This is a genomic window from Methylobacterium sp. EM32 (assembly GCF_040593685.1).
In the GTDB taxonomy this organism is placed as follows: Bacteria; Pseudomonadota; Alphaproteobacteria; order Rhizobiales; family Beijerinckiaceae; genus Methylobacterium.
In genome coordinates this window covers 50,855-71,122 of record NZ_JBEXZS010000136.1, presented here as the reverse complement: position 1 = coordinate 71,122, position 20,268 = coordinate 50,855, and the positions used below count along the sequence as shown (strand labels likewise).

The window sequence follows — 20,268 nt, the reverse complement described above, 5'->3', positions numbered from 1 at the left end:
GGGCTTCGGGGCGGGGCGAGGCTTGAGGCGAGGCTTCTGGCGGGGACGTCAGGCGGCGAGCGGCAGGGCGAGGTCGAGGACGAGGTCGAGCGGCAGCACGGCCGCATCCGGGCCGGCGCCGTAGCGCAGCCGCGCCGCGTAGCGGCCGGGCGGCAGCGCCCCGCAGGGCACCAGGGCCTCGAAGCCCGCCCACACCGCCTCCGGCACGCCGAGATGATCGGCGACGTCGTCGCGCCGCATCCGGGAGAGCTTGGCGCGGAGCGAGGCCGTCGCCCCGACGAGGTCGAGCGCGAGCTCATCCGCGGCGCCCAAGGCCGGCACCCAGGCCCAGCCGCGCAGGTAGAGGTGGCGGTCGCCCTCCGCCGCGTCGCCCGGCCCGGTCTCGACCTCGTCGAGGGCGATCCGGTGCTCCGGCGGCGCACGGTCGGGCTCCTCGGCGACGGGCGCCGTCTCGCAAGGGCCCACGACGCGGTCGGGGCGGACCAGCACGGCCTGCCCGGTCTCGTGCAGCAGGGTCTCGCGGCGGTCCGACTGGGCGACGACGACCCGGTACAGGCTGGGCGCCGCGAGGCCGGGCGCCACCTGCGCCTGGAATCCCCCGAAGGCGAGGAGCGGGTCGGCGGCGGCGACGGCGGCGGGCGCCCGGCAGCGCGCCGCCCGGACCCAGACCGGGGGTGTACCCGGCCGCACGAGGCCGAGGGCGACGACCGGCAGCACTCGCCGCCCGGCCCGGTCCGCCGCCCAGCCCTCCAGGCACAGCGTTCCGTTCGGCGCGGAAGCGGCGCCGGGCTCGGACCGGGTGACCGCGCCGTCGCCCCGGACCGTGCGGACCTGTGCGGCCCCGCGCACCGGGTCGAGATCCGGGCCCGGTGCGGCGCCGGACGCCTCCCGAAGACGGTCCCGGGCGCTTGCCTGCGCCCCGCCGCGCGTCACCGCGACCTCCCCGAGGGGGCCGAGATCGGCGACGACGCCGTCGTAGATCTGCAGCAGGCGGACTGCGTAGGCGCCCGGGGGCAGGTCGTGGAGGTCGAGATCGAAGGCGAAGCCGCTCGCCTCGGCCTCGGGCGCGGCGAGATGCGCCCGGACGTCGCCGCGCGCCACCGGCGGGCTCACCGCGTAGATCTCGCGGGCCTCGCCCTTGAGGTGGAGGATCACGTCGAGCGGCCGCCCGCGTCCCTCGACGAAGGCCCAGCCGCGCAGCGAGAGGGCGCGGCGCAGCACGACACGCGGCCATTCCGCCGGCTGGTGGTCGCCCTGCACGGCGTCGATGCTGAGGCGGGACCGGTCGTGGTCCGGCTCCAGGCGCGCAAGATGGGAAAAGCGCGCCGGGAAGGTGCGCCACAGGGTATGGGCCTGCGCCTCCCGGGCCGGGCGCTGGGGCGGCGCGTCCCAGCCGCTGCCGGCCTGGACCCAGGACGGCGTGTTGGTGCGCAGGCCGCAGGCCCGCAGGCTCAGGATGTAGTCGCGCTCCGGGCGCAGCGTCACCGCGGGCGGGCGGACGGGGCTTCCGGCGATCAGCCCGCGATAGACGTCCGAGAGCGCGGCGACGTGCTCGGCGGGCGACACGCTGCGGCAGGACGCGGCGGCGTCGCGCATCGCCCCCAGGCGCTCGCGGTCGCGGCTCAAGGAGCGCAGGATGTCGCAGACGTGGCCGGCATCGTCGGGGGAGACCTTGAAGCCGTCGATGCCGTCCCGCACCCGCTCGGCGGGCGCGCCGAGATCCGAGACCACCGGCACCGCGCCGGCGTCCCGGGCCTCGTTCAGCGAGATCATGTAGGTCTCGGGCCAGGTCGACAGGTGCAGCGAGACGTCCATCCCGGCCATCAGCCGCGGCAGGTCCTGCGCCGCGTAGCCGCCGCGGATGGTCACCCGCGGCAGGGCCAGCGCCCGCAGGTGCCGGTCGAGGTCCGGATCGGGGATCGCCCCGAGGATGTGGAACTCCACCGGCTCGTCGCGCAGGGCGGCGAGGACGCGCAGGATCGTGTCCGCCCCCTTCGGCCGGGTGAAGTTGCCCGGCACCGCCACCCGCAGGGTCGTGCCGGCCGGGGCCTTCTCCGCGGCGGGGAGGCCGGCAGGGAGGCTGGCCGGCGGCGCCCGGTGGCTTTCGGGCGTCAGCATCTCGACGATCCTGATCCGCTCCGCCGGCACCTCCGGGTAGATCGCCCGCAGGTAGTTCGCCGTGAAGGGCGAGTTGGCGACCAGGACGTCGAAGGCCTCGATCATCCGGGCGACGAAGTTGCGCCGGCGCTGCTGCGCGCCGGCCGGGATGCCCTTGGCCGAGAGGCAGATGTCGCACTCGGTCGGCGAGCGCCCGGCGATGTTGCAGTAGCCGCCGCGGTAATCGAGCAGGTTGAAGTGGCTGCAGACGAGGTAGAAGTCGTGCAGCGTGTAGAGCGAGGGGACGCCGCAGGCCCGCGCGATCAGCGGCAGCGAGAGCGGCATGCCGATCAGGTGCTGGAAATGCACGAGGTCGATGTCGTTCTCGACCAGGATCTGCTCGAAGACCCGCTCGTGCGCGGCGTCGTGCAGGGTCTCCAGGCCGGCGGCGTGGGGAACGCCGTAGAGGTGCTGCTCGCCGGTGCGGTGGGCGATCAGCGTGTAGGCGGCGGCGCCGTCGACCACCCGGGGATACAGGGTGTAGACGTCGAAGGCCGTCGCACCCTCGGCGAGCTCCTGCTGGTAGACCTCGACCCCGCCGCCGGGAAGGTTCCCGGCCACGTTGTGGGTGACGAGGAGGACCCGCTTGCGGGCCGGAGCCCGGACGGCCGGCGCGGGAGCCGGGGCGGCGACGCCGGTCAGCGCCGAGAGGATCGCGGCGACGCGGTGGTCGTAGAGGTGCTCGGCCCGCGCCCGCTCGCGGGCGGCCTGCGCCATGGCGATGCGCTCCTGCGGGTGGTCGAGCGCCCAGGTGATCGCCGACAGCAGCTCGTCCTCGCTGTCGCAGAAGGCGATCTCGCTCTCGGTGAAGTAGCGCGTCGCCTCGGCCCGGCCGCCGAGGGCGATCTGGAACGCGCCCGCGAGCGCGTTCTCGAACAGGCGCGGCGGCGGCGTCGTGCCGCTCGCCTGGTCGGCCCGAGCGGAGGAGAACTTGCGCTCCAGGCTCAGCGTGATCCGGCTGCGGTTGGCGATGCGGGCGAGCTCGGGATTCGGCACCCGCCAGTTGGTGAGGAGCGACCCGTCGCCGAGCACCACCGGCGGCAGGTGCGGGTTGGTCGGCAGGCCGATCTTCATCCGCAGCGGCCGGTCGAGCCCGTCGATGATGCGGTTGATCGTCCGCACCCGGTTGGGCCAGGCGGTGCCGACGAAGCAGACGTCGTACAGGAAGGCGTCGTCGTCGCGGATCGGGGCGAGGTCGTGGAAGAGCCGGCTCGCCGCGAGCGGGAGGTGGTGCGCGTTCGCCCCGTAGGCGGGTAGGACGCCGAGATCGTTGGTGAAGACGAGGTCGAAGGGGGCGGCGACGCGCCGGTTCTCCTCGAGCTCGTAGGGATCCTCGGTGGTCCAGAGCACCGAGCGGTCCGCCATGGCGCAGAGGCGGCCGAGCACCGCGAGGTCGCCGCCGGACCCGCCGAGCGCCAGCAGGGTGTCGCAGCCCCCGCGCCGGAAGAGATCGATGGCGTTGCCGTAATCGGCCTGGCTCACCCACGCCACCGCCGGGTGACGCTGCAGCGCGTCGACGATCGCCAGCGCGATGTAGGAGTTGTGCGTCTGCGCCGCGGTGTCCAGCACGAGAATGCGGAATGTCATGCTCATGACGTGCCTATGGTGTGGCGGTCGGGACGGGCGTTGCGCCCGCCCGTTGCCGCTCCGGATCGGCCGGTTTTCGATTCGTCGCTTCGGGTTCGTCGCCTATTCGGCCGCGATCGCGAGGGGCGGCATCGCCTCCGGAGCCGCGGCGCGGCGCGGCAGCAGGCCGAGCAGGCGCAGCTCTCCCAGCAGCGTCTCGGCCCGCCGCGCGTAGGTGTGCTCGTCGAGGGCCCGCTCCTGCGCGCGCGCCGCCACCGCGAGGAGGGCGTCGGGCTCGTCGCGGGCCCGTTCGAGCCAGTGCTCCAGGTCGCGCGCGCCGTCGATCAGGATGATCTCGCGGTCGCGCTCGAAGTAGTCGAGCACCTCCAGGCTCTCGGCGACGAAGAGCTGCGCCGAGCCCATCAGGGCGACCTCGAAGGTCCGCGGGCCGGGGGTCGAGGGCGCCAGGTTGTAGCGCGCATTGGCGATGCTGAGATCGCGGCCGAGATTGAGGGTGAGGAGGGCGCGCGCCGCCGTCTCGGCGAAGGCCGAGGGCGACAGGCGCTCGTTGCGGGCGAAGGGCAGGTCCTGCGGCCACTGGTCCCCGGACACGGCGGTGCGGTGGCGCCGCAGCACCGGCGCGCCCTCGCGCAGGAAATCGATGCGGTTCTGGTAGGCGTAGCCGCAGAAGAACAGCGCGAGGTCGCGCGGGACCGAGCGATCGACCGGCCGCAGATGGGTGTGCGGACAGGCCGCCAGGGGCAGGTGCGCCGCCGGCACGTCGCCGTAATGCATCGCCGCCCAGCGGTCGGTGCTGAACACGATGTCGGCGACGCCGCACAGGCGAAAGGCGTAGTCGAACTCGTAGGGGTCGTCGTGGAGCCAGAAGGCGAGGACCGCGCCGGCCCGGTCGGCGAAGCGGCGCAGGCTGCGCAGGTTGCTCGCATCGACCGCGACGCCGCCCACCGCCAGCACCAGATCGGCCGTCACGCGGTCGGCCCCGCGCAAGCTCGCCAGCGCCTCGCAGCCGATCTCCTTTACAACCACAGCGTGCGATCCGAGATCGCGCAAGCCCCGCGCCACGTAAGCTCTGATCGCCGCATTGGTGTTGAGCCGGTCCTCGACGGTCCCGGTGACGACGATGGTGAGCGGTCTCTCGAACATGAGGCGGGCATCCGTTCCGAGCGGGAGAGGGGCGGTGGTCGGCGATGCGGGGTCGTTGACGGCGCTCAGGCTGCCTCGCGGTCGGACGCCGTCCGGGGCCGGACCGCCTCGCGAAAGACGGCCGCCCAGGCTGCGTCGTCGCCGAGCACGTGCGGGTTGTGGTGGTCGAGCCGGTGGATGCGGCAGGTGGGGTCCGGATCGGCGCCCGTCCCGTCACGGTCGGTGACGAAATGGACCTCGCCGGCTGGCCCGATCGTGTCCTGCACTGCCCGCGTCAGCGCCGCCATCGCCTCGCGGCCGAAATGGAAATTCATTGTCGGCGAGACGCGCACCACCTCGTCGAGGTTCGACTGGGTGTTCGAGACGAAGATCAGGCAGCGTCGAAAGTTCTTCAGCCCCGATAACCTGTCGAGCAGGCAGCTGAACTTCATCTTCGTCTGCGCGAACGTCTCGTCGAGGGCGACCACGCCGTCCCGGGTGAATTCGTGCCAGAAATGCAGGTTGTGCCGGGGCCAGTAGAAATTCGGGTGGACCACGATCTCCCCGGGATGGTCCGGGAAAAGACCGCCCGCGTCCATCCAGCTGGCGAAGCTCGCCGGCGGCATGATCAGCCAGTCGAACGGCCCGGTCGCCTTCACCAGCGGCTCGCCGAGCAAGTCCGACAGGAGATCGACGTGCCGATCGATCTGCCAGGCCGTCTGGCACGACACGCCGAGACTGATGATGGCCGTCTCTGTACCGAATGCGGACATGCGAGTTCCTTGTGTGAACTCTCTGACATAAGGATTTTTGTGCGAAACCAGGGTGCGGCAACGCGCGCTCAAGCAACGACGTCTGCCCGGCCCGGATCGGTGGGTTGACCCATGTTGGTTGCACACAAATTTTTTTGCAATCCCAGATTTAGGCACTCCGGCCCCGCCGATCCTCGACGAAGCTATCACTCCTCCGGCGATCCACCCCGCGCCCGAGAGGATTGTGGCATGCTCGCAACACGCGATTTTTTCTCCAGACCACAACGCCAAGCTGCGCAACCTCGGCTTGACACCTCAACTCCGGGTTGCGTTGATGGCCGGGCCAACCAAGTGGGGGAATTGCTGTGGCGGTAACCTTCGACAACACAGTCTTCGGCGCCAGTCAGGCGACAACCGGCATCTACGCGCTCGGAGGATTCACTGGAACGAACCTTCTGTCCGGCGCTACTCCCGTCACCATCAATGGAAGCATCGATCAGCCGAATTCGACTGTTGGCGTCAATCTCAACGTCGGCGGCGTGACGGCGGTGGGCGCGACGGGAAGCTATCTCGGATACAGCCCGGTCGGCACCAACGACTACGTCTATTACTTCAACGTGACCGGCGGAGGATTGGTCACGCCGGTGACGATCGGCGTGTCCGGCGTGGCGGCGCCGGCGCTCGGCGTGCTGACCCCCGTCACCACCGCCAACGTGACCGCGCCGGTCGGGCCGAACACCCCGTGCTTCGCCACCGGCACGCTGATTCGCACCCCTGAGGGCGACGTCCCGGTCGAGGCGCTGGCGGCGGGCGACCTCGTGGTGACCGCCGCCGGCGCGCACCGCCCCGTGCGCTGGATCGGCCGCCGCCGGGTCGCCTGCGACCGGCACCGCGACCCTCACGCCGTCTGGCCGGTGCGGGTCCTGGCCGGCGCCTTCGGCGACCGCCTGCCGGAGCGGGACCTCTGGCTCTCGCCGGACCATGCCGTCTGCGTGAGCGTCGTCGCGGAGGTGCTGATCCCGATCAAGCACCTGGTGAACGGCGCCACCATCGCCCAGGTGCCGGTGGACGAGGTCACCTACTGGCACGTCGAGCTCGACAGCCACGACGTCCTCCTCGCCGAGGGCCTGCCCGCCGAGAGCTTCCTCGACACCGGCGTGCGCTCCGGCTTCGAGAACGGCAGCGACCCGGTGACGCTCCATCCCGACTTCGCGCCCCGCAGCCACGCCGATTTCTGCCGGCCCCTGGTGCAGGGCGGCGCGCTCGTCGCGGCGGTGCGCGCCCAGCTCGCCACCCGGGCGGCCGCGCTCGGCTGGACCATCTCCTGCGATCCCGACCTGCACCTCGTGGCGGACGGCGCGGTGATCCGGCCGGTCGTGAGCGGGGACGTCGCCCGCTTCGCGCTCCCCGCCGGGACGCGCAGCCTGCACCTGATGTCGCGCACCTACACCCCCTACCTGCTCGACGCGACATCGGGCGACCGGCGCCGCCTCGGCGTGCCGCTGCGAGGCCTGTCGGTGCGCGACGGGCTGGGCTTCTCCCGCGACGTCGCGCTCGACGATCCGGCCCTCGCGGCCGGCTTCAGCTTCGTGCAGGGGCAGGCGGGCGACCTCTGGCGCTGGACGGACGGCAGCGCCGTGCTGCCCGCCGCCCTGTGGGCCGGCGCGCGGGGTGAGGTGACGCTCGAGGTCGCGCTGGTGCCCGCGAGCCACTGGGCCGGCGACGGCGTCTACGCGTCGCAGGCCTCGGCCGGACCCGCGGCGGAGAGCCGCGCTCTCGCCGCCTGACGGGGCGCGAGCCAGGCAGGGCGCCGCGCGCCCTGCCGCACCCGCGCCGTTGCTCGCGGTGAACGCAGAGACTAGAGCGAAGATATCGACTTTCGTTTACTGAAGACGACAGCGTTTCACAGAATAGCAGGGCTACCGGACAGTCGATCGTGTGACCGTCATGGTCCTGCTCTCCTCATCGCGACAGTCCTCGCTGGGTTCGATCGCCTTGCACTGGCAGCATGCCCGCCGAACGTCTGAACCGGGAAATCCCGCCGTGACCTGTCCGGCACGCAACCTGATTAGGCGCATATTGCGATCGACAAATCCTGTGGTTGCACTCGAACCCCATTGATAGCCGCAACCTAAATTCTAGCACACCAGATAGTTGTGCACCGTCCTCAGCCTGTGCGCGCTTGACTCATTGTTCGCCAAATCGCGATATCATTTAAATATATTTTGAATGATCAGCAGCGCTTTCATCTCTCTCCACAAATAAAAATGTGAAGACACGCACCCATCGGCGGTATATCCAGTGGCATCCTGAATGATTGAACGTTCTCGCCGGCATGGGGGCCACATGGGCGCATCGGGAAGATTGCTGACCGGAGAGGCATTGCGGCCGCGCTTCGTCGATATCCCGCAAGCGGTCGGCAGCTGGGACTGGGATATACCGAACGACCGGATCTATTGCGATGACATCGTTGCGAGTCTGTATGGGATCGACTCCGCTTCGGCCAGCCAATCGGGCTACAGCCTCGATATGTTCGTATCCGGACATCATCCGAGTGACCGCGACTGGATGAACGACGCCATCCGGGGCGCGATGCAGGGCACGGGCACCCTGGTCGCCGAATATCGGACGCAGCCGGAGGAGGGTGTCGAGAAGTGGGCCCTGGTCCGCGCCCGCTACTATCACGATGCGGAGGGACGCCCGATGCGGGCGCGCGGCATCATCGTCGACATCACGAACAGCAAGCTGGACGGCCAGGCTCCGTCGATCGCTCGCGATCTTCCGGACGTTCATCCGCTCGACAGGGCGGCCGAGCTGTGCATCTCGGCGCGCGAGGTGATCGCGACGGCGCGCAAGCCCTTCCTGCTGCGCCTCGTGGACATGGTCCTCCTGGAACTCGGCCGGGAGCTCGGCAAGCTGGCCCACTAGATCACGGCCCGATCGCGCGGCGACGCCTGCAGGCGGACGTTCGTCGTGGGGGCCGCAGGCGCGATTCCGAGACGACCGAAGGGGAGCCGCGATGATCTATGCCGCCGTGTGCTGCACCGTCAAAAACGAAGCATCGATCCTGCGGGAGTGGCTGGCCTTTCACCGCGCCGTCGGCTTCGAGAAGATCATCCTCGTCGACAATGGCAGCACGGACGATACGGCCGGCATCGTCGCCTCGTTTCGCGACGGGCGCAGCATCGATCTCGTCGCCCGGCCCGGGAGGGCCGCGCAGACCGATCTCTACGACGAGGTTGTCGCGTCATACGTAAACGACGTCGCGTGGATGGCCTTCATCGACGCCGACGAGTTCCTCTACCCGGTCGACGGCACCGACATCCGGCACACGATCGCGAGCTTCGGCGAGGTCGGGGCGATCGCCGTCCACTGGCACATCTACGGATCGAACGGGCATGTCGCGCAGCCCGACGGGCTGATGATCGACAATTTCACCCGCCGGGCCCCGGACGACTTCCTGTACAATCGGCACGTGAAGTCGATCGTGAACCTCAAGAAAGCAGGCCGGGCCAGGACGTCCCATCTCTTCGAGGTGGCAGACGGCACCGTCGACGATGCCGGACGGGAACTCCCGATGGTGCCGCCCTACGGATTCTTCGAGGACAGGCTGCCCACTTACAGCAAGATGCGGATCAACCACTACCACGTCAGATCGAGGGACTATTACTGGACGAAATCGCAGCGGGGCTATTTCGGGATGGACGACGGCAAGCTGGAAAACGAAGAAAAAACAAGGATGATGTTCGAGGTCCACGACCGGAGCGAGATCGACGACGCCTCCGCGCAGAGGTTCAAGCCGCTGATGCGCTTCTACATGCAGCCCGCGTCCGGGATCGGCGCCTGAGCCTCCGTCGCCGCCCGGCCCCCGAGGGTGGCGGACCGGCCGCGACCGGGCGAAAGACCCGCCCGGTCGCGCTCTCGCCTTTCGCCGACCGGCCCGCGGTCAGCTCTTGCCCACCAGCGGGCAGCCGCCCTGGTTCATCGGCTTGAAGGCCTGCTCGCCGGGGATCGTCGCGAGCTTGTTGTAGACGTCCCACGGGCCCTTCGATTCGGACGGCTTCTTGACCTCGAACAGGTACATGTCGTGGATCGTGCGGCCGTCGGCCCGGACCAGCCCCTTGCCGAACAGCGGATCGTCGGTCGGGTTGGCCTTCATCCACTCCATCACGACCTTCGCGTCCTTCGACTTCGTCGCCGCGACCGCCTTCAGGTAGTGCATCAGCCCGCCATAGACGCCGGCTTGGTTCATGCTCGGCATGTTGCCGTTCGCCCGCTTGGCGAAGCGCTCCGAGAAGGCCCGGGTCCCGTCGTTCAGGTCCCAGTAGAAGGCCTCCGTCAGCACCAGCCCCTTGGCGGTCTCGAGGCCGAGCGCCTTGGCGTCCTGCGCGTAGAACAGCAATGCCGCGAGCTTCTGCCCGCCCTCGGTGATGCCGAATTCGTGCGCCTGCTTGACAGCGTTGATCGTGTCGCCGCCGGCATTGGCCAGCCCGATCACCTTGGCGCCGGATCCTTGCGCCTGGATCAGGAAGGACGAGAAGTCGCTCGCCGGGAACGGCACCTTGGCCGAGCCGAGGACCTTGCCGCCGCTGCGGGTGACGACGGCGGCGGTCTCGCTCTGGAGCGACTGGCCGAAGGCATAATCCGCCGTCAGGAAGAACCAGGTATCGCCGCCGCGCTTGACCATGGCGCCGCCGGTGCCGTTCGCCAGCGCGTAGGTGTCGTAGGTCCAGTGGATGGTGTTGGGCGAGCATTGCGACCCGGTCAGGTCGGTGGTGCCGGCGCCCGAATCGATGAAGATCTTGTTCTTCTCGCGCGTGACCTGGCTCACCGCGAGGGCGACCGACGAGGTCGGCACGTCGAAGATGGCGTCGACGCCGTCGCGGTCGTACCATTGCCGGGCGACGCCGGCGCCGATATCCGGCTTGTTCTGGTGATCGGCCGAGACGATCTCGACGGTGACGTCCTTGCTGATCGCCGCGAAGTCCTCCGCCGCCAGCTGCGCCGCGACGACCGAGCCCTTGCCGCCGATATCCGAGTAGACGCCCGACATGTCGTTCAGGACGCCGATCTTGACCTTGGTCTGAGCCAGGGCGGGCAGCGCCGACAGCACGAGGCAGCCGGCGGACACGAGCAACCGCTTCATGGGCATCATGGTCTCCTCCCGGTCGATCGATCTTATCGGGGCAGAAGGGGGCTTTTGATGGTGATCGTCAAGCGCGACGATGGGACCACGCCGCAGGTCGCGGCCTCATCGCTAGGGCGGGAGCATCTGGGGGCGTCGTGCTCGGCTGCCGCAGGTGGGTTTCGCGAGCGGGCCGCGTCGCGGGCATGAATTCGCCCGGCCGGACGAGCACGAACTCGAGATGTCGGGCCCGGCTCGGCGCCAGGTCGAGCGTGGACCGTCCGGCAACCGCAGCGGGCTACTGATGGGCGGGAGGATTGTCACACCCTTCCCGGCTTCCGCTGCATCTCGTTGCGACAGGACAATTCCGACGATCGCCGTCGGGACGGGAGACACCAGAGGGCCGCCCCCGCGGCAGGGAGCCCGGATTCAGCGATATCGCATGGAATCTCGGTCCCGCAAATCATACGAGGACGGCATGATGTGTTCGTCGTCCGAGAAGATCGCGTTCTCGATCCTCCGCGACGTCACCTCGTCGAAGCGGCGCCGCAGCATCATCGATAGTTCGGATGCACGGCCATTCTCCGAGAGCAGCTTGCCGCTCACGAAAATGGCCTCGCCTTCGCCGGTCGTGACGGCCTTCATGAGCAGGGCTTCCGCGCGCGCGCGGGCTTCCGCGACCCTGCCGGACCGATTCAGCAAGCGAACGAACGTCTCGACTTCACCCGCTTCTTCCAGCAGGGCCAGAGCCTGCTCCGTTGTCAGTGCGTCGGGCAGGTCGCCATCTGATTTCGTCAGCTCGAGTTTGGCCCAGGCAGTCAAGAGGAGGGGTGAAGAAAGCACCCTATCCAAATTACTGTTGACGATCGACCTGCCTTCTTGGAATTTTTCAAGAATTGTCAGTTGACCGAGAAGTTGGACAAAAACTTTATCATTATCGTTTGCGCTGGATGTATCGAACGCCCGGCGCAGAATCTTCAGCGCGCGCTCCTGCTCGTCGAAATTGTTGAAACTTTTGGCAAGGTCGACCGCAAGCTTGGGGTTGGGCAGGTCGGCGCGCATCCAGACATCCTCGATAAAATCGAGATTGACGGTGCGCCCGATTTGAGACCACTTAAAAATTTCCTTGAAGCTGGAGGTGATGCAGCTGTTGAGCAACGGCAAGTCGGATTCCTGCCGGAAGAGCCAGAGCCTGTAGGTGGCCGACAGCATCTGTTCCCCAGACACATTCCTCAGCCTGTAGACTTTTACGAGTTCTCTGAAAGCCTCCGGAGCATTAAACGAATAGGCCAGATTCTCGATCTCTTTCTGGGATTGATCTGGGAAGTCGATCAAATTTCTCAGCGCCCGATCGATGATCGGGGCCGTACTGCTTCGAATCGTCTCGTAGCTTATTTTGGAGAAAAGACCCAGATAATCCTGCAGGAGTTGCGATTTTTCGGGCGTGTTGCCGCCTCCGACCAGGATTCGCTCGCCGCGCAGCAACTCGGCGTCGGAATGGAGAATCATTAGATCGTCAAATGATAATGTATATTCCATCTCCAATGCCGGCTCGTTCAAGAAATTCAATGTCTGATCGACGATTCTCTTTTCCATGGCGGCGTCGGCCGACAGCCGCGAGAGCACCGGATAGATCTCGGCGCGCGCCATTCCCGGCGGTCGCGGAGAGTTCAGGAGCGCGCGAAGGACCGACCTGGCTCCTTCCAGATTCTCCGGCATCGATGTGAGCAGGCATACGATCTTGTCGGCGAGCAGCGTCGTTGCAATTCCACCCGTCTCCGTGATGCCGGTCCTCGCGTCGATCAAGAGGAAATCGGGATTCAGTTCGCGGATGATGCGCTCCTTCAGTTCAATGAACAGCAGCGCGCCCTCGGCCGACCCGCCGTAGAGCAGTTGCTGCCAATCGAATCCGGAGAGCTTCGTCCAGTAAGGCGGACTCGGTGCGTTCCCGGCCGGTATCAGGCGCAACTGGCCTTCCGAGCCCTTCAACAGCGGAATATCGACGACGATGTCGGACAGTGGCTGGGTGGGACGATTTTTGAAGAGGTCGTCAATGTAATCGATCAAGCCTGATGTGATTTTCCGTCTCTCGGCCGGGTCGGGAATCAGCTTATAATGAAGGCCTGGTGCCTCCAGGTCGAAGTCAAGTGCGAGAACGCGCTTTCCAAGAAGTGCGAGATAATGTCCGACATTGGCAAGTGCCAAGGTTCGCCCGACGCCGCCCTTATAGGAATAAAATGTGATCGTTTCCACTTCATTCCCCTAAGAAGGCGCGAAAGCAAAGATGCTACGCCTTTGCGAGAGTCGCTCTGCCAACAGGAGCAGTGCTTCCTTGCCGTAGCGCGCGGTCGAACGCGGGTATTTTTTCGATATGTCGACGGGATTGACCGCGGAGACCGGCTCGGACATGCGTTCGTTCTTGATGGCCGTCAACAGGCCGGCGGCCCGTGATCGCACCTCCTTGGTGATCGAATCGCTGTTCAGACTTATAATTTGAATTATCAGCCCTTCTGCCCGATCGGCGGATGATTGTTTGATCAGATCGTTGTCGATTTTGTTCAAGAAGCGCAACAGATCTTCTTCGGATGCAGCCTCCAGCGCCTTCGCGGCGATGGATCTGTCATCGAGAAGGGGGGCATATTGCGATCTTTTTTTCCTGACCGTCTCATCGAGATGGCTCTTCAATTGCGAAAACGAATCAAAAATCAGATTTTCCGTGACGAAGTTGCCCGATTTAATAATATTATAAACTTGATCATTATCCAATTGATCGATATTTTCTATTTTATAAGGTGGCGATACGAGCAAAAATCTATCGTTATCGACCACGATAGCCCAGCCGTCCACCTCTGAGACATGTTGTAGTTTCATCATGACATAGCCTCGATGACAACGATTCTGACACCCCGCTCTTTTGCTGCCAGAATAACATCAATAAAATCTTGCGACAATGCGCGCTCGGCGTCTCCGTTCGGTGAGCGATAACTACTGCAGAGCGCGAGATCCATGAATTCATCGTATTTATGTTTTGCTATCCTGATTTCGCAAACTTCCTCAACGACCGGCCTACTCAAGAGAAAAGCCTCTATATAGATCTTGTCGTTGCAGATCATTTCTGGCCAAGACAGAGAATCTGCAAATTTAGGATCAGAAACATGCTTGATGCAGACAAGATGGGCGACGGCATCACTCAAGCAGACATCACAAGAAATACGATCCTCGTTTACCTTCCCAGTGTCATCCACGTAATTCAAAAGGCTGTCGGCGCGAAGATAGGCGATGCCCGGCTTGTTGATAGCGCGGCCCGACAACACCACGCAGATGTGACCATAAGTATAACAGCCTAATCCGCCCATATTCAGCGCGGCATAGACGATGTTCGTCGACAAGTTCATTGCTCGATCGAACGCGATGCGCTTGTCGTAAAATTTGCCGAGCACACGGCGCAGTTCCCGATCAGGGTCGCGGCCGCTCAGTTTGCTAGTCCTGTGGGCGACCTCGTAAATGTTGCCATAATAATTTGTTCGAAAAAATGCTGCTGCAACGTGCGGACGCATGTTGATGGCGATCTGAGCACTGGTGCGCACTCGGGATGACAGATCTTCGGCACTGGTGTCCGGAGCGAGCTGTTGGACGATCGTGGCATATTCTGCACGGATTCGAGGCCCGTTTGCTTCAGCGAGTTCGAACACGTCGCCCATCTAAATTTCTTCTCTGCGCATAAAAGGTTCCGCAGCCCTCTATCTACCCTTAATCGACGGCAAATCAAGATGGTAGATGACGCAGAGGAGGTATCTGGGATCCGGCACGTTCTGGCATCTTACGACGCAAGCGATCTTTGAACTTCGAAGGGCGAAGAATTTTTGTCGTCATACTCAGGTAAAATATTTATATCAATCAAAATAATTAATTTTCGCAAGAAATCAAAAGTTTGACGGCCTATTTTCGAAATGGCGATTTTCTGTCTTGCCGAAGATGATCATGGTCGCCCGAGTCGAGTTCCCCGAGCACGGGGATGCTGGCTTGGCGAACGCTGAACCCGGAGAACGGGTCAGGCCAGGGAGAGCAGCACGGAGGAGGTGCCCCGGATCGACGGCATGGCGTCTCCACCGCGGCGATCCAAGATCCGGACGGTGCCTCGAGACGGGTTCGCGACGGAGGCGGGCGGCTCCGTTCGACGACGCGCGCAAGCCTCCCTTCAAGCCCTCCGCGGAGTCGCGGTCGCCGCCGCCCGGCGACGATCGCGGGGCACGCATCTTGCCCGTTCGAGACAGCCCTGTCGACGCGGCGCGGTCGGGGACCGCTGCGGGATTTGGCTGGCGTCGGCATCCGGTCGACTCGCATCTGTCCTATCGGCCGTCCGCGCCGGCCCGCCAATCCGTCACCCAGTACGCGCAGGCCAGGAACAGGCCCGCGACGCCGAACGCGACCAGCGTCGAGGCGAGCACCGCGGCCAGCGGGCCGGCGAGGGCCGCACCGGTCACGTCGCCGAGATTCATCGCCGCCATGTAGATCTGGAACTGCGTCGCCGAGGCGCCGCCGGCGCGGCTCGCCAGCAGCACGGCCGGCTGCAGCGCGACGTAGAGGAGCGCCGGCACCACGCTGGCGAGGCCCAGGATGACCGGGCCCGCCGCGGCCTCCAGCCCGGCCGCGATCAGCGCGCCCGCCGCTGCGAACGCCGCGGCGCAGGCCAGGAGAAGGAGACGTAGGGCCCGCCCCGGCCCGATCCGGTCGACGGCGGCGCCGATTCCCGCCGCCCCGAGGGTACCGCCGAGGAGCGCGAGCAGCGCCTGCAGGCGCGAGAGACCCTCCGCGTCCCAGCCATGGACCTGCACCAGCGCGACGGCGAACGGCACCTGGAACAGCGCGAGCCCGAGATCGATCGAGAAGCACATCGCCAGCAGGAGCGCCGCGTCGCGCCGCCGGAACGCGGAAAGAAGTTTTTTCGCGAAGGCAAGGCCCCCCGGGGCTCGCCGCTGCCGCGGGGCGAAACCTCGCAGGCAGAGGAGCACGTCGCCCGGATTCTCGCGCACGAGGAGGGCCGCGAGGGCGAGCGGCGTCGTCAGCCCGAGAAGCGCGCCCGCCGCCGCCGGAAAGCCGTGCGCCGCCAGGATCCAGGCGAAGACCGCGCTCCCGGCGGCGCTGCCGATCACGAAGCCGGCTCGGGTCGCCGCGCTGGTGCGCCCCAGCTCGTCCGTCGGCACGCTGCCGGCGATCATGCGGTCGGTGGTGGTGTCGGCGAGCGACGCGGCGAGGCTGTGCAGGGCGAGGACGAGGCTGATCGCGGTCAGGCCCGCTTGCGCGCCGAGGAGGAGCAGGCCGGCGAGGCTCGCTTGCGCCCCAAGGAGGGCGAGGACCAGCCAGGCGCGTCGCGGCCCCATGCGGTGGGGCGTCCCGCGGTCGATCACCGGCCCCCAGAGGAGCGGCTGCAGCACCCAGGGCAGTCCGACCAGCGCGAGGTGGCGGCCGACTTCCGCCGCGGAGGCGCCCGACGCGGCGAAGTGGTTGGCGAGCGCCGTGAGGCCGAAGCCGGCGACGACGCCCTGGTAGAGATAGAGGAGGGTGAACAGGCAGAACCGCCAGCGCGACCGGTGCAGGCTCGGCGGTCCCTGGTTCATCGCGTCCCCCCGCTCGAGCCTCCGGGCCGGCGGCCCCGCGTATCGAACCGCGAACCCCGCGGAGGTTCCCCATTCCCGGTTCGCCCCTGCGCCGCGCGCGGTTCCTGGTGTACCGATGCCGGAGACGTCATGAGGAAACGACGAGAATGGCCCGTATCCCCTATGCCGACACCACCCGGCCCGAGACGGCGCCGCTCGCCGAGCGGATCGTCGCCGAGCGGGGCGAGATCCTGCACCTCTACGCGATGCTGCTGCACAGCCCGCCGGTCGCCGAGGGCTGGCTCGCCTTCCTGACCGCGATCCGGCAGCGTTGCGACCTGCCCGGCGACGTGCGCGAACTGGTGATCGTGCAGGTCGCGCACCTGAACGGCGCCCGCTACGAGGCCGAGCAGCACGTGCCGATCGCGCTCCGCGAGGGCGTGTCGCAGGCCCAGCTCGACGCCCTGCCGGACTGGCAGGGGGCGGAGGTGTTCTCTCCGCGCGAGCGGGCGGTCCTGGCCTATTGCGACGCGATGACGAGAGAGATTCACGTCGCGCCCGCGGTCTTCGCGGCGTTGCGCGAGCATTTCGACCCGCGGGCGATCGTCGAGCTCACCGCCACGATCGGCGCCTACAACATGGTGTCGCGGTTCCTGGAGGCGATCGGGATCGATTCTACCGACGATAAGGGAGCGATCCGATGAGCCGCCGCATCGCCGTGATGGGCCTCGGCCAGATGGGCTGGCCGATCGTCCGCAACCTCGCCCGCAAGGGCGACGGGGCCGAGACGATCGTGGCGGTCGATGCCGATCCGGCGCGCGTCGCCGGCCTCGCGGAGCCCGGGGTCGCCGTCACGACCGACCGGGGCGCGGTCGCGGGCGCCGACGTGCTGGTCCTGTGCCTGCCCGACGGCGACGTGGTCGAGAGCGTGCTGTTCGGCCCCGACGGGCTCGTGCCCCGCCTCGCGCCGGCCGCGACGGTGATCGACCTCAGCACCATCGCGCACGGGCAGGCGGTGAGCCTCGGCCGGGCGCTGGAGGCGCGGGGCTTTTCCGTCCTCGACGCGCCGGTCTCCGGGGCGCCGGCCGGGGCCGAGGCCGGGACGCTCACGGTGATGTGCGGCGGCGCGCCGGAAACCTTCGCGGCGATGAAGCCGCTGCTCGACCGCATCGGCGCCCAGGTGCTCCATATGGGGCCGCTCGGCAGCGGCCAGCTCACCAAGACGATCAACAACGTGATCTACGACATCAACATCGCGGCGCTCGCCGAGGTGTTGCCGATGGCGGTGGCGATGGGCCTCGACCCCGAACGGCTGGCGGGCGTGGTGACGACCGGGACCAGCCGCAGCTACGCCTCGCAATACTTCGTGCCGCGGATCCTGCGCGGCGAGTTCGACGAAGGCTATCCCCTGGCGAAGGCCTACAAGGACCTCGTCAGCGCCGCCGCGGTCGCGGTCGGGCACGGCTTCCCCCTGCCGGTGACGGCGGCGGCCACCACGACCTACCAGATGGCCCTGCGCGCCGGCCATGGCGGGCGCGACAAGGGCGCGATGGTGCTGCCCTTCGAGGCGATGCTCGGGGTCAAGGTCCGGGCGCCCTCAGGGTGAGGGCACCGGGCTTCGGTCAGGCCGGCGACAGCACGTGGATGACGCGGGCGGCGATGAGCTCCTTCGTCTTCGCACCGTAGGCCGCCATGTGGGGCGCGGCCGCATGCGCCTTGAGTGCGTCGAGGCTCGCCCATTTCTCGACCACCACGAAGGTGTCCGGCCCGAGCGGCGCCTGGATCGGCCCGGCCCCGTCGGTGTCGATCGCCGCCCCGTACTCGATGCAGCCGTCCTCGGCGTGGACGGCGGGCACGTTGGCCCGGAAGGCTTCCAGCACCGTCTCCCGCTGGCCGGGCTTGGCGGTGATGATGGCGAGGACGTGGATCATGGTGGTTCCTCCCGATGGATTGGTCTTCGTGGGACGATGATCCCGGCGGCGCGGGATCGCCTCTCGCGCTGGAGTGGCGGGGCGCAGGTGACGGCGGCCCGCTCCCGGAATCAAGCGCCGCGTGGCGGGCCTCGCGCGGAACCGCCCGGGCCAGCCCCCCTCATCCGCCCCCTTGACCCCGGTGAAACCCGCCGCGCGCAAGAGCATCCCGCCGATTCGAGGCTATTGCCGACGATTCGCGCGAATCCCGCATGGAACTCTTCACGAATCGGTCGGTGCAGCCGTGCCGAGAAGCCAGATCACCCCGAATCGGCAGCCGTCGCGGCCCCGCGCCCGATTCGTCTGTGAATCGAATTTAACATCCACCGCCGAATCTCGACTCCGCATTGCCCGGCCCGCCTGAGTCGTGACACGACTCGTAACGTTACGAGTCGTGGAGCCCAAGCGATGGCCGATACCCCGTCTCAGCGCGTCAAGAAGCTCCGCGAGGCCCGCAAGGCCTCCGGGGAGACGGAGACGAATGTCTGGGTGCCGGCGCAGGTGCAGCAGGCGATCGACGCGGCGGTGCGTGAGGGCAAGTTCCCGAACCGGCGCCTCGCGATCATTCACGCGCTCGAGCAAGTTTTCGTGGGACGCAGCATGTAGACGCAGCAAAGCAAAAAAGCGCCGAGGTGGGGACCTCGGCGCTTTTTGGGATCTCATAACGGGGGCTGGGGAAGCCGCCGCTTGAAGACCGGATTGGCATCCTCCTTCTAGCGGTTCCCGACCTTCTCGTCAATGACGCCCTCTCGGGCGAACGGTCCCGCTTTGCCTCCGTCCAAGGAGGTGTGGAGTGGAGATGGTTCAGACCGGGGGCCGGCCGCTGACGCGCGCCGCCCTCGCCGGACAGAGACGCGCCCTCGAGGACGGGCGCACGGTCACGCGCAAGGAATTGTCCGCCTCCGCCCGGGAGGCCGCGAAGGCGCTCGGATTGCGTCCGGCCCTCCGGCTGGTCCTGTCCGAGCTCGTCGCCGCCTGGGGCGAGCAGGATTGGTCGCGCCTGATCGTGTGGCCGTCGAACGAGTACCTGGTGTCGCGCACCGGGCTGTCGGAGCGCGCCGTGCGCTACGCGATCCGCGACCTCGTGGGTCTCGAGATCATCACGCCGAAGGATTCGGCCAACGGCAAGCGCTACGCGATCCGCGCCCGCGACGGGACGATCCTCGACGCCTTCGGCTTCGACCTGACGCCGCTCTACGCCCGCCGGGGCGACTGGGCGCTGGCGATCCAGGCCCGGGCCGAGGCGCGGGAGCGCCGCCGCCGTGCCTTCGATCTCGTGACGATGCACCGGCGCGCCGTGGCGGAGGCGCTGCAGGCGCTCAATGCGCGCCATCCCAACACCACCGTGGCAGACCTCGTCGAAGTCCAGACAAGCCTGGAGGCGACCACGCCCGAACGGCGCGGCGCGGGCGATCCCGACCTCGTGCTGGAGGCCTGGGGCGAGCTGCGCCGGATGGTGGAGGATCGCTTCTACGCAGCCGGCTGTGACGGCAACACCTGCCCGCACATAGAACCAGAGAAAGGATCTCCTACCGAGGCTTGGAGCAAGGACTCGTCGGGGATCGCCGAACCGCCCCGCCCGACCGAACGGCCCGGAGCGGCTCCGACCCCGGCTCTGGTCGTCGAGGCCTGCCCTGTGGTGCGCGACCTGGTGAGCGGCGAGATCCGCGAGGAGCACGAGATCCTCGACGCGGGCCGGCAGGTGAGGGCCTCGATCGGCGCGCATCCGAGCGCCTGGGCCGAGGCCTGCGCGGTGGTCGGCCCCTACGAGGCGGCGGTGCTGGTGCTGATCGTGGCGCAGACCCACGACGACGACGTCCGGTCGGGCCAGAACCGGATCCGCAATCCGGGCGGCTACTTCCGGCGCCTCGTGCGACTCGCGGGTGAAGGCCGGTACCAGACCGGGACCGAACTCATGGCGATGCGCCGGAGGCGACTGACGTGAGGGGCGGCGTGAA

General features: G+C 67.3%; 16 protein-coding genes. 7 read left to right on the top strand and 9 right to left on the bottom strand.

Translation table 11 applies throughout. The annotated features are described in order from the left end of the window. Positions 1-48 precede the first annotated feature (48 nt). From ABZT49_RS17750 to ABZT49_RS17740, 3 genes are all read right to left on the bottom strand, one after another. A complete protein-coding gene (locus ABZT49_RS17750) occupies positions 49-3,744 on the bottom strand; it encodes a glycosyltransferase (protein WP_355287605.1) in 3,696 nt (1,231 codons plus the stop codon). A 102-nt stretch (positions 3,745-3,846) separates the two neighbouring features. Then, positions 3,847-4,887 (bottom strand): glycosyltransferase, encoded by a 1,041-nt coding sequence (locus ABZT49_RS17745; protein ID WP_355287603.1) that lies wholly within the window; start codon positions 4,885-4,887, stop codon positions 3,847-3,849. 65 nt (positions 4,888-4,952) lie between these two features. Further along, positions 4,953-5,639 (bottom strand): hypothetical protein, encoded by a 687-nt coding sequence (locus ABZT49_RS17740; RefSeq protein ID WP_355287601.1) that lies wholly within the window; start codon positions 5,637-5,639, stop codon positions 4,953-4,955. A gap of 527 nt (positions 5,640-6,166) precedes the next feature. Here ABZT49_RS17740 and ABZT49_RS17735 point away from each other — a divergent pair. The 3 genes from ABZT49_RS17735 to ABZT49_RS17725 all read left to right on the top strand — a co-directional run bounded on the left by ABZT49_RS17735 (position 6,167) and on the right by ABZT49_RS17725 (position 9,465). After that, the gene (locus ABZT49_RS17735; protein WP_355287599.1) at positions 6,167-7,405 is read left to right on the top strand and encodes a Hint domain-containing protein; all 1,239 of its coding nucleotides are present in this window, start codon (positions 6,167-6,169) and stop codon (positions 7,403-7,405) included. A 559-nt stretch (positions 7,406-7,964) separates the two neighbouring features. After that, positions 7,965-8,546: a PAS domain-containing protein gene (locus ABZT49_RS17730; RefSeq protein ID WP_355287597.1), complete on the top strand. Its 582-nt coding sequence runs from the start codon at positions 7,965-7,967 to the stop codon at positions 8,544-8,546. A gap of 91 nt (positions 8,547-8,637) precedes the next feature. Beyond that, entirely contained in the window at positions 8,638-9,465 is an 828-nt protein-coding gene (locus ABZT49_RS17725; protein WP_355287595.1) for a glycosyltransferase family 2 protein, read from the top strand. A gap of 99 nt (positions 9,466-9,564) precedes the next feature. Here ABZT49_RS17725 and ABZT49_RS17720 read toward each other — a convergent pair whose 3' ends face one another. The 5 genes from ABZT49_RS17720 to ABZT49_RS17700 all read right to left on the bottom strand — a co-directional run bounded on the left by ABZT49_RS17720 (position 9,565) and on the right by ABZT49_RS17700 (position 16,361). Then, positions 9,565-10,770, bottom strand: a complete 1,206-nt coding sequence (locus ABZT49_RS17720; RefSeq protein WP_355287628.1) for an ABC transporter substrate-binding protein — start codon at positions 10,768-10,770, stop codon at positions 9,565-9,567. Between the two features lie 402 nt (positions 10,771-11,172). Continuing rightward, positions 11,173-12,996 carry a KGGVGR-motif variant AAA ATPase gene (locus tag ABZT49_RS17715; RefSeq protein ID WP_355287594.1) on the bottom strand — a complete coding sequence of 608 codons (1,824 nt, stop codon included), beginning with the start codon at positions 12,994-12,996 and terminating at the stop codon, positions 11,173-11,175. Between the two features lie 9 nt (positions 12,997-13,005). After that, on the bottom strand, positions 13,006-13,617 hold the full coding sequence (locus tag ABZT49_RS17710; RefSeq protein WP_355287593.1) for a hypothetical protein: 612 nt from the start codon (positions 13,615-13,617) through the stop codon (positions 13,006-13,008). Further along, positions 13,614-14,444, bottom strand: coding sequence for a hypothetical protein (locus ABZT49_RS17705; protein WP_355287592.1), 831 nt, complete (start codon positions 14,442-14,444; stop codon positions 13,614-13,616). The genes ABZT49_RS17710 and ABZT49_RS17705 overlap by 4 nt, the downstream gene beginning before the upstream one ends. A 648-nt stretch (positions 14,445-15,092) precedes the next feature. Beyond that, entirely contained in the window at positions 15,093-16,361 is a 1,269-nt protein-coding gene (locus tag ABZT49_RS17700; protein WP_355287591.1) for an MFS transporter, read from the bottom strand. A 146-nt stretch (positions 16,362-16,507) separates the two neighbouring features. Between ABZT49_RS17700 and ABZT49_RS17695 the strand changes: the two genes are divergently transcribed. After that, on the top strand, positions 16,508-17,044 hold the full coding sequence (locus ABZT49_RS17695) for a carboxymuconolactone decarboxylase family protein (protein ID WP_355287589.1): 537 nt from the start codon (positions 16,508-16,510) through the stop codon (positions 17,042-17,044). Then, positions 17,041-17,946 carry an NAD(P)-dependent oxidoreductase gene (locus ABZT49_RS17690; RefSeq protein ID WP_355287587.1) on the top strand — a complete coding sequence of 302 codons (906 nt, stop codon included), beginning with the start codon at positions 17,041-17,043 and terminating at the stop codon, positions 17,944-17,946. Before ABZT49_RS17695 ends, ABZT49_RS17690 begins: the two co-directional genes overlap by 4 nt. A gap of 16 nt (positions 17,947-17,962) precedes the next feature. Here the strand turns inward: ABZT49_RS17690 and ABZT49_RS17685 are convergent, their stop codons facing one another. After that, positions 17,963-18,271 (bottom strand): putative quinol monooxygenase, encoded by a 309-nt coding sequence (locus ABZT49_RS17685; RefSeq protein ID WP_355287586.1) that lies wholly within the window; start codon positions 18,269-18,271, stop codon positions 17,963-17,965. Positions 18,272-18,718: 447 nt separating this feature from the next. On the opposite strand from ABZT49_RS17685, the gene ABZT49_RS17680 reads away from it, so the two are divergent. Beyond that, positions 18,719-18,916, top strand: a complete 198-nt coding sequence (locus ABZT49_RS17680; RefSeq protein ID WP_355287584.1) for a hypothetical protein — start codon at positions 18,719-18,721, stop codon at positions 18,914-18,916. Between the two features lie 193 nt (positions 18,917-19,109). Further along, positions 19,110-20,255: a plasmid replication protein RepC gene (gene repC / locus ABZT49_RS17675; protein WP_355287582.1), complete on the top strand. Its 1,146-nt coding sequence runs from the start codon at positions 19,110-19,112 to the stop codon at positions 20,253-20,255. Positions 20,256-20,268: the final 13 nt, after the last annotated feature.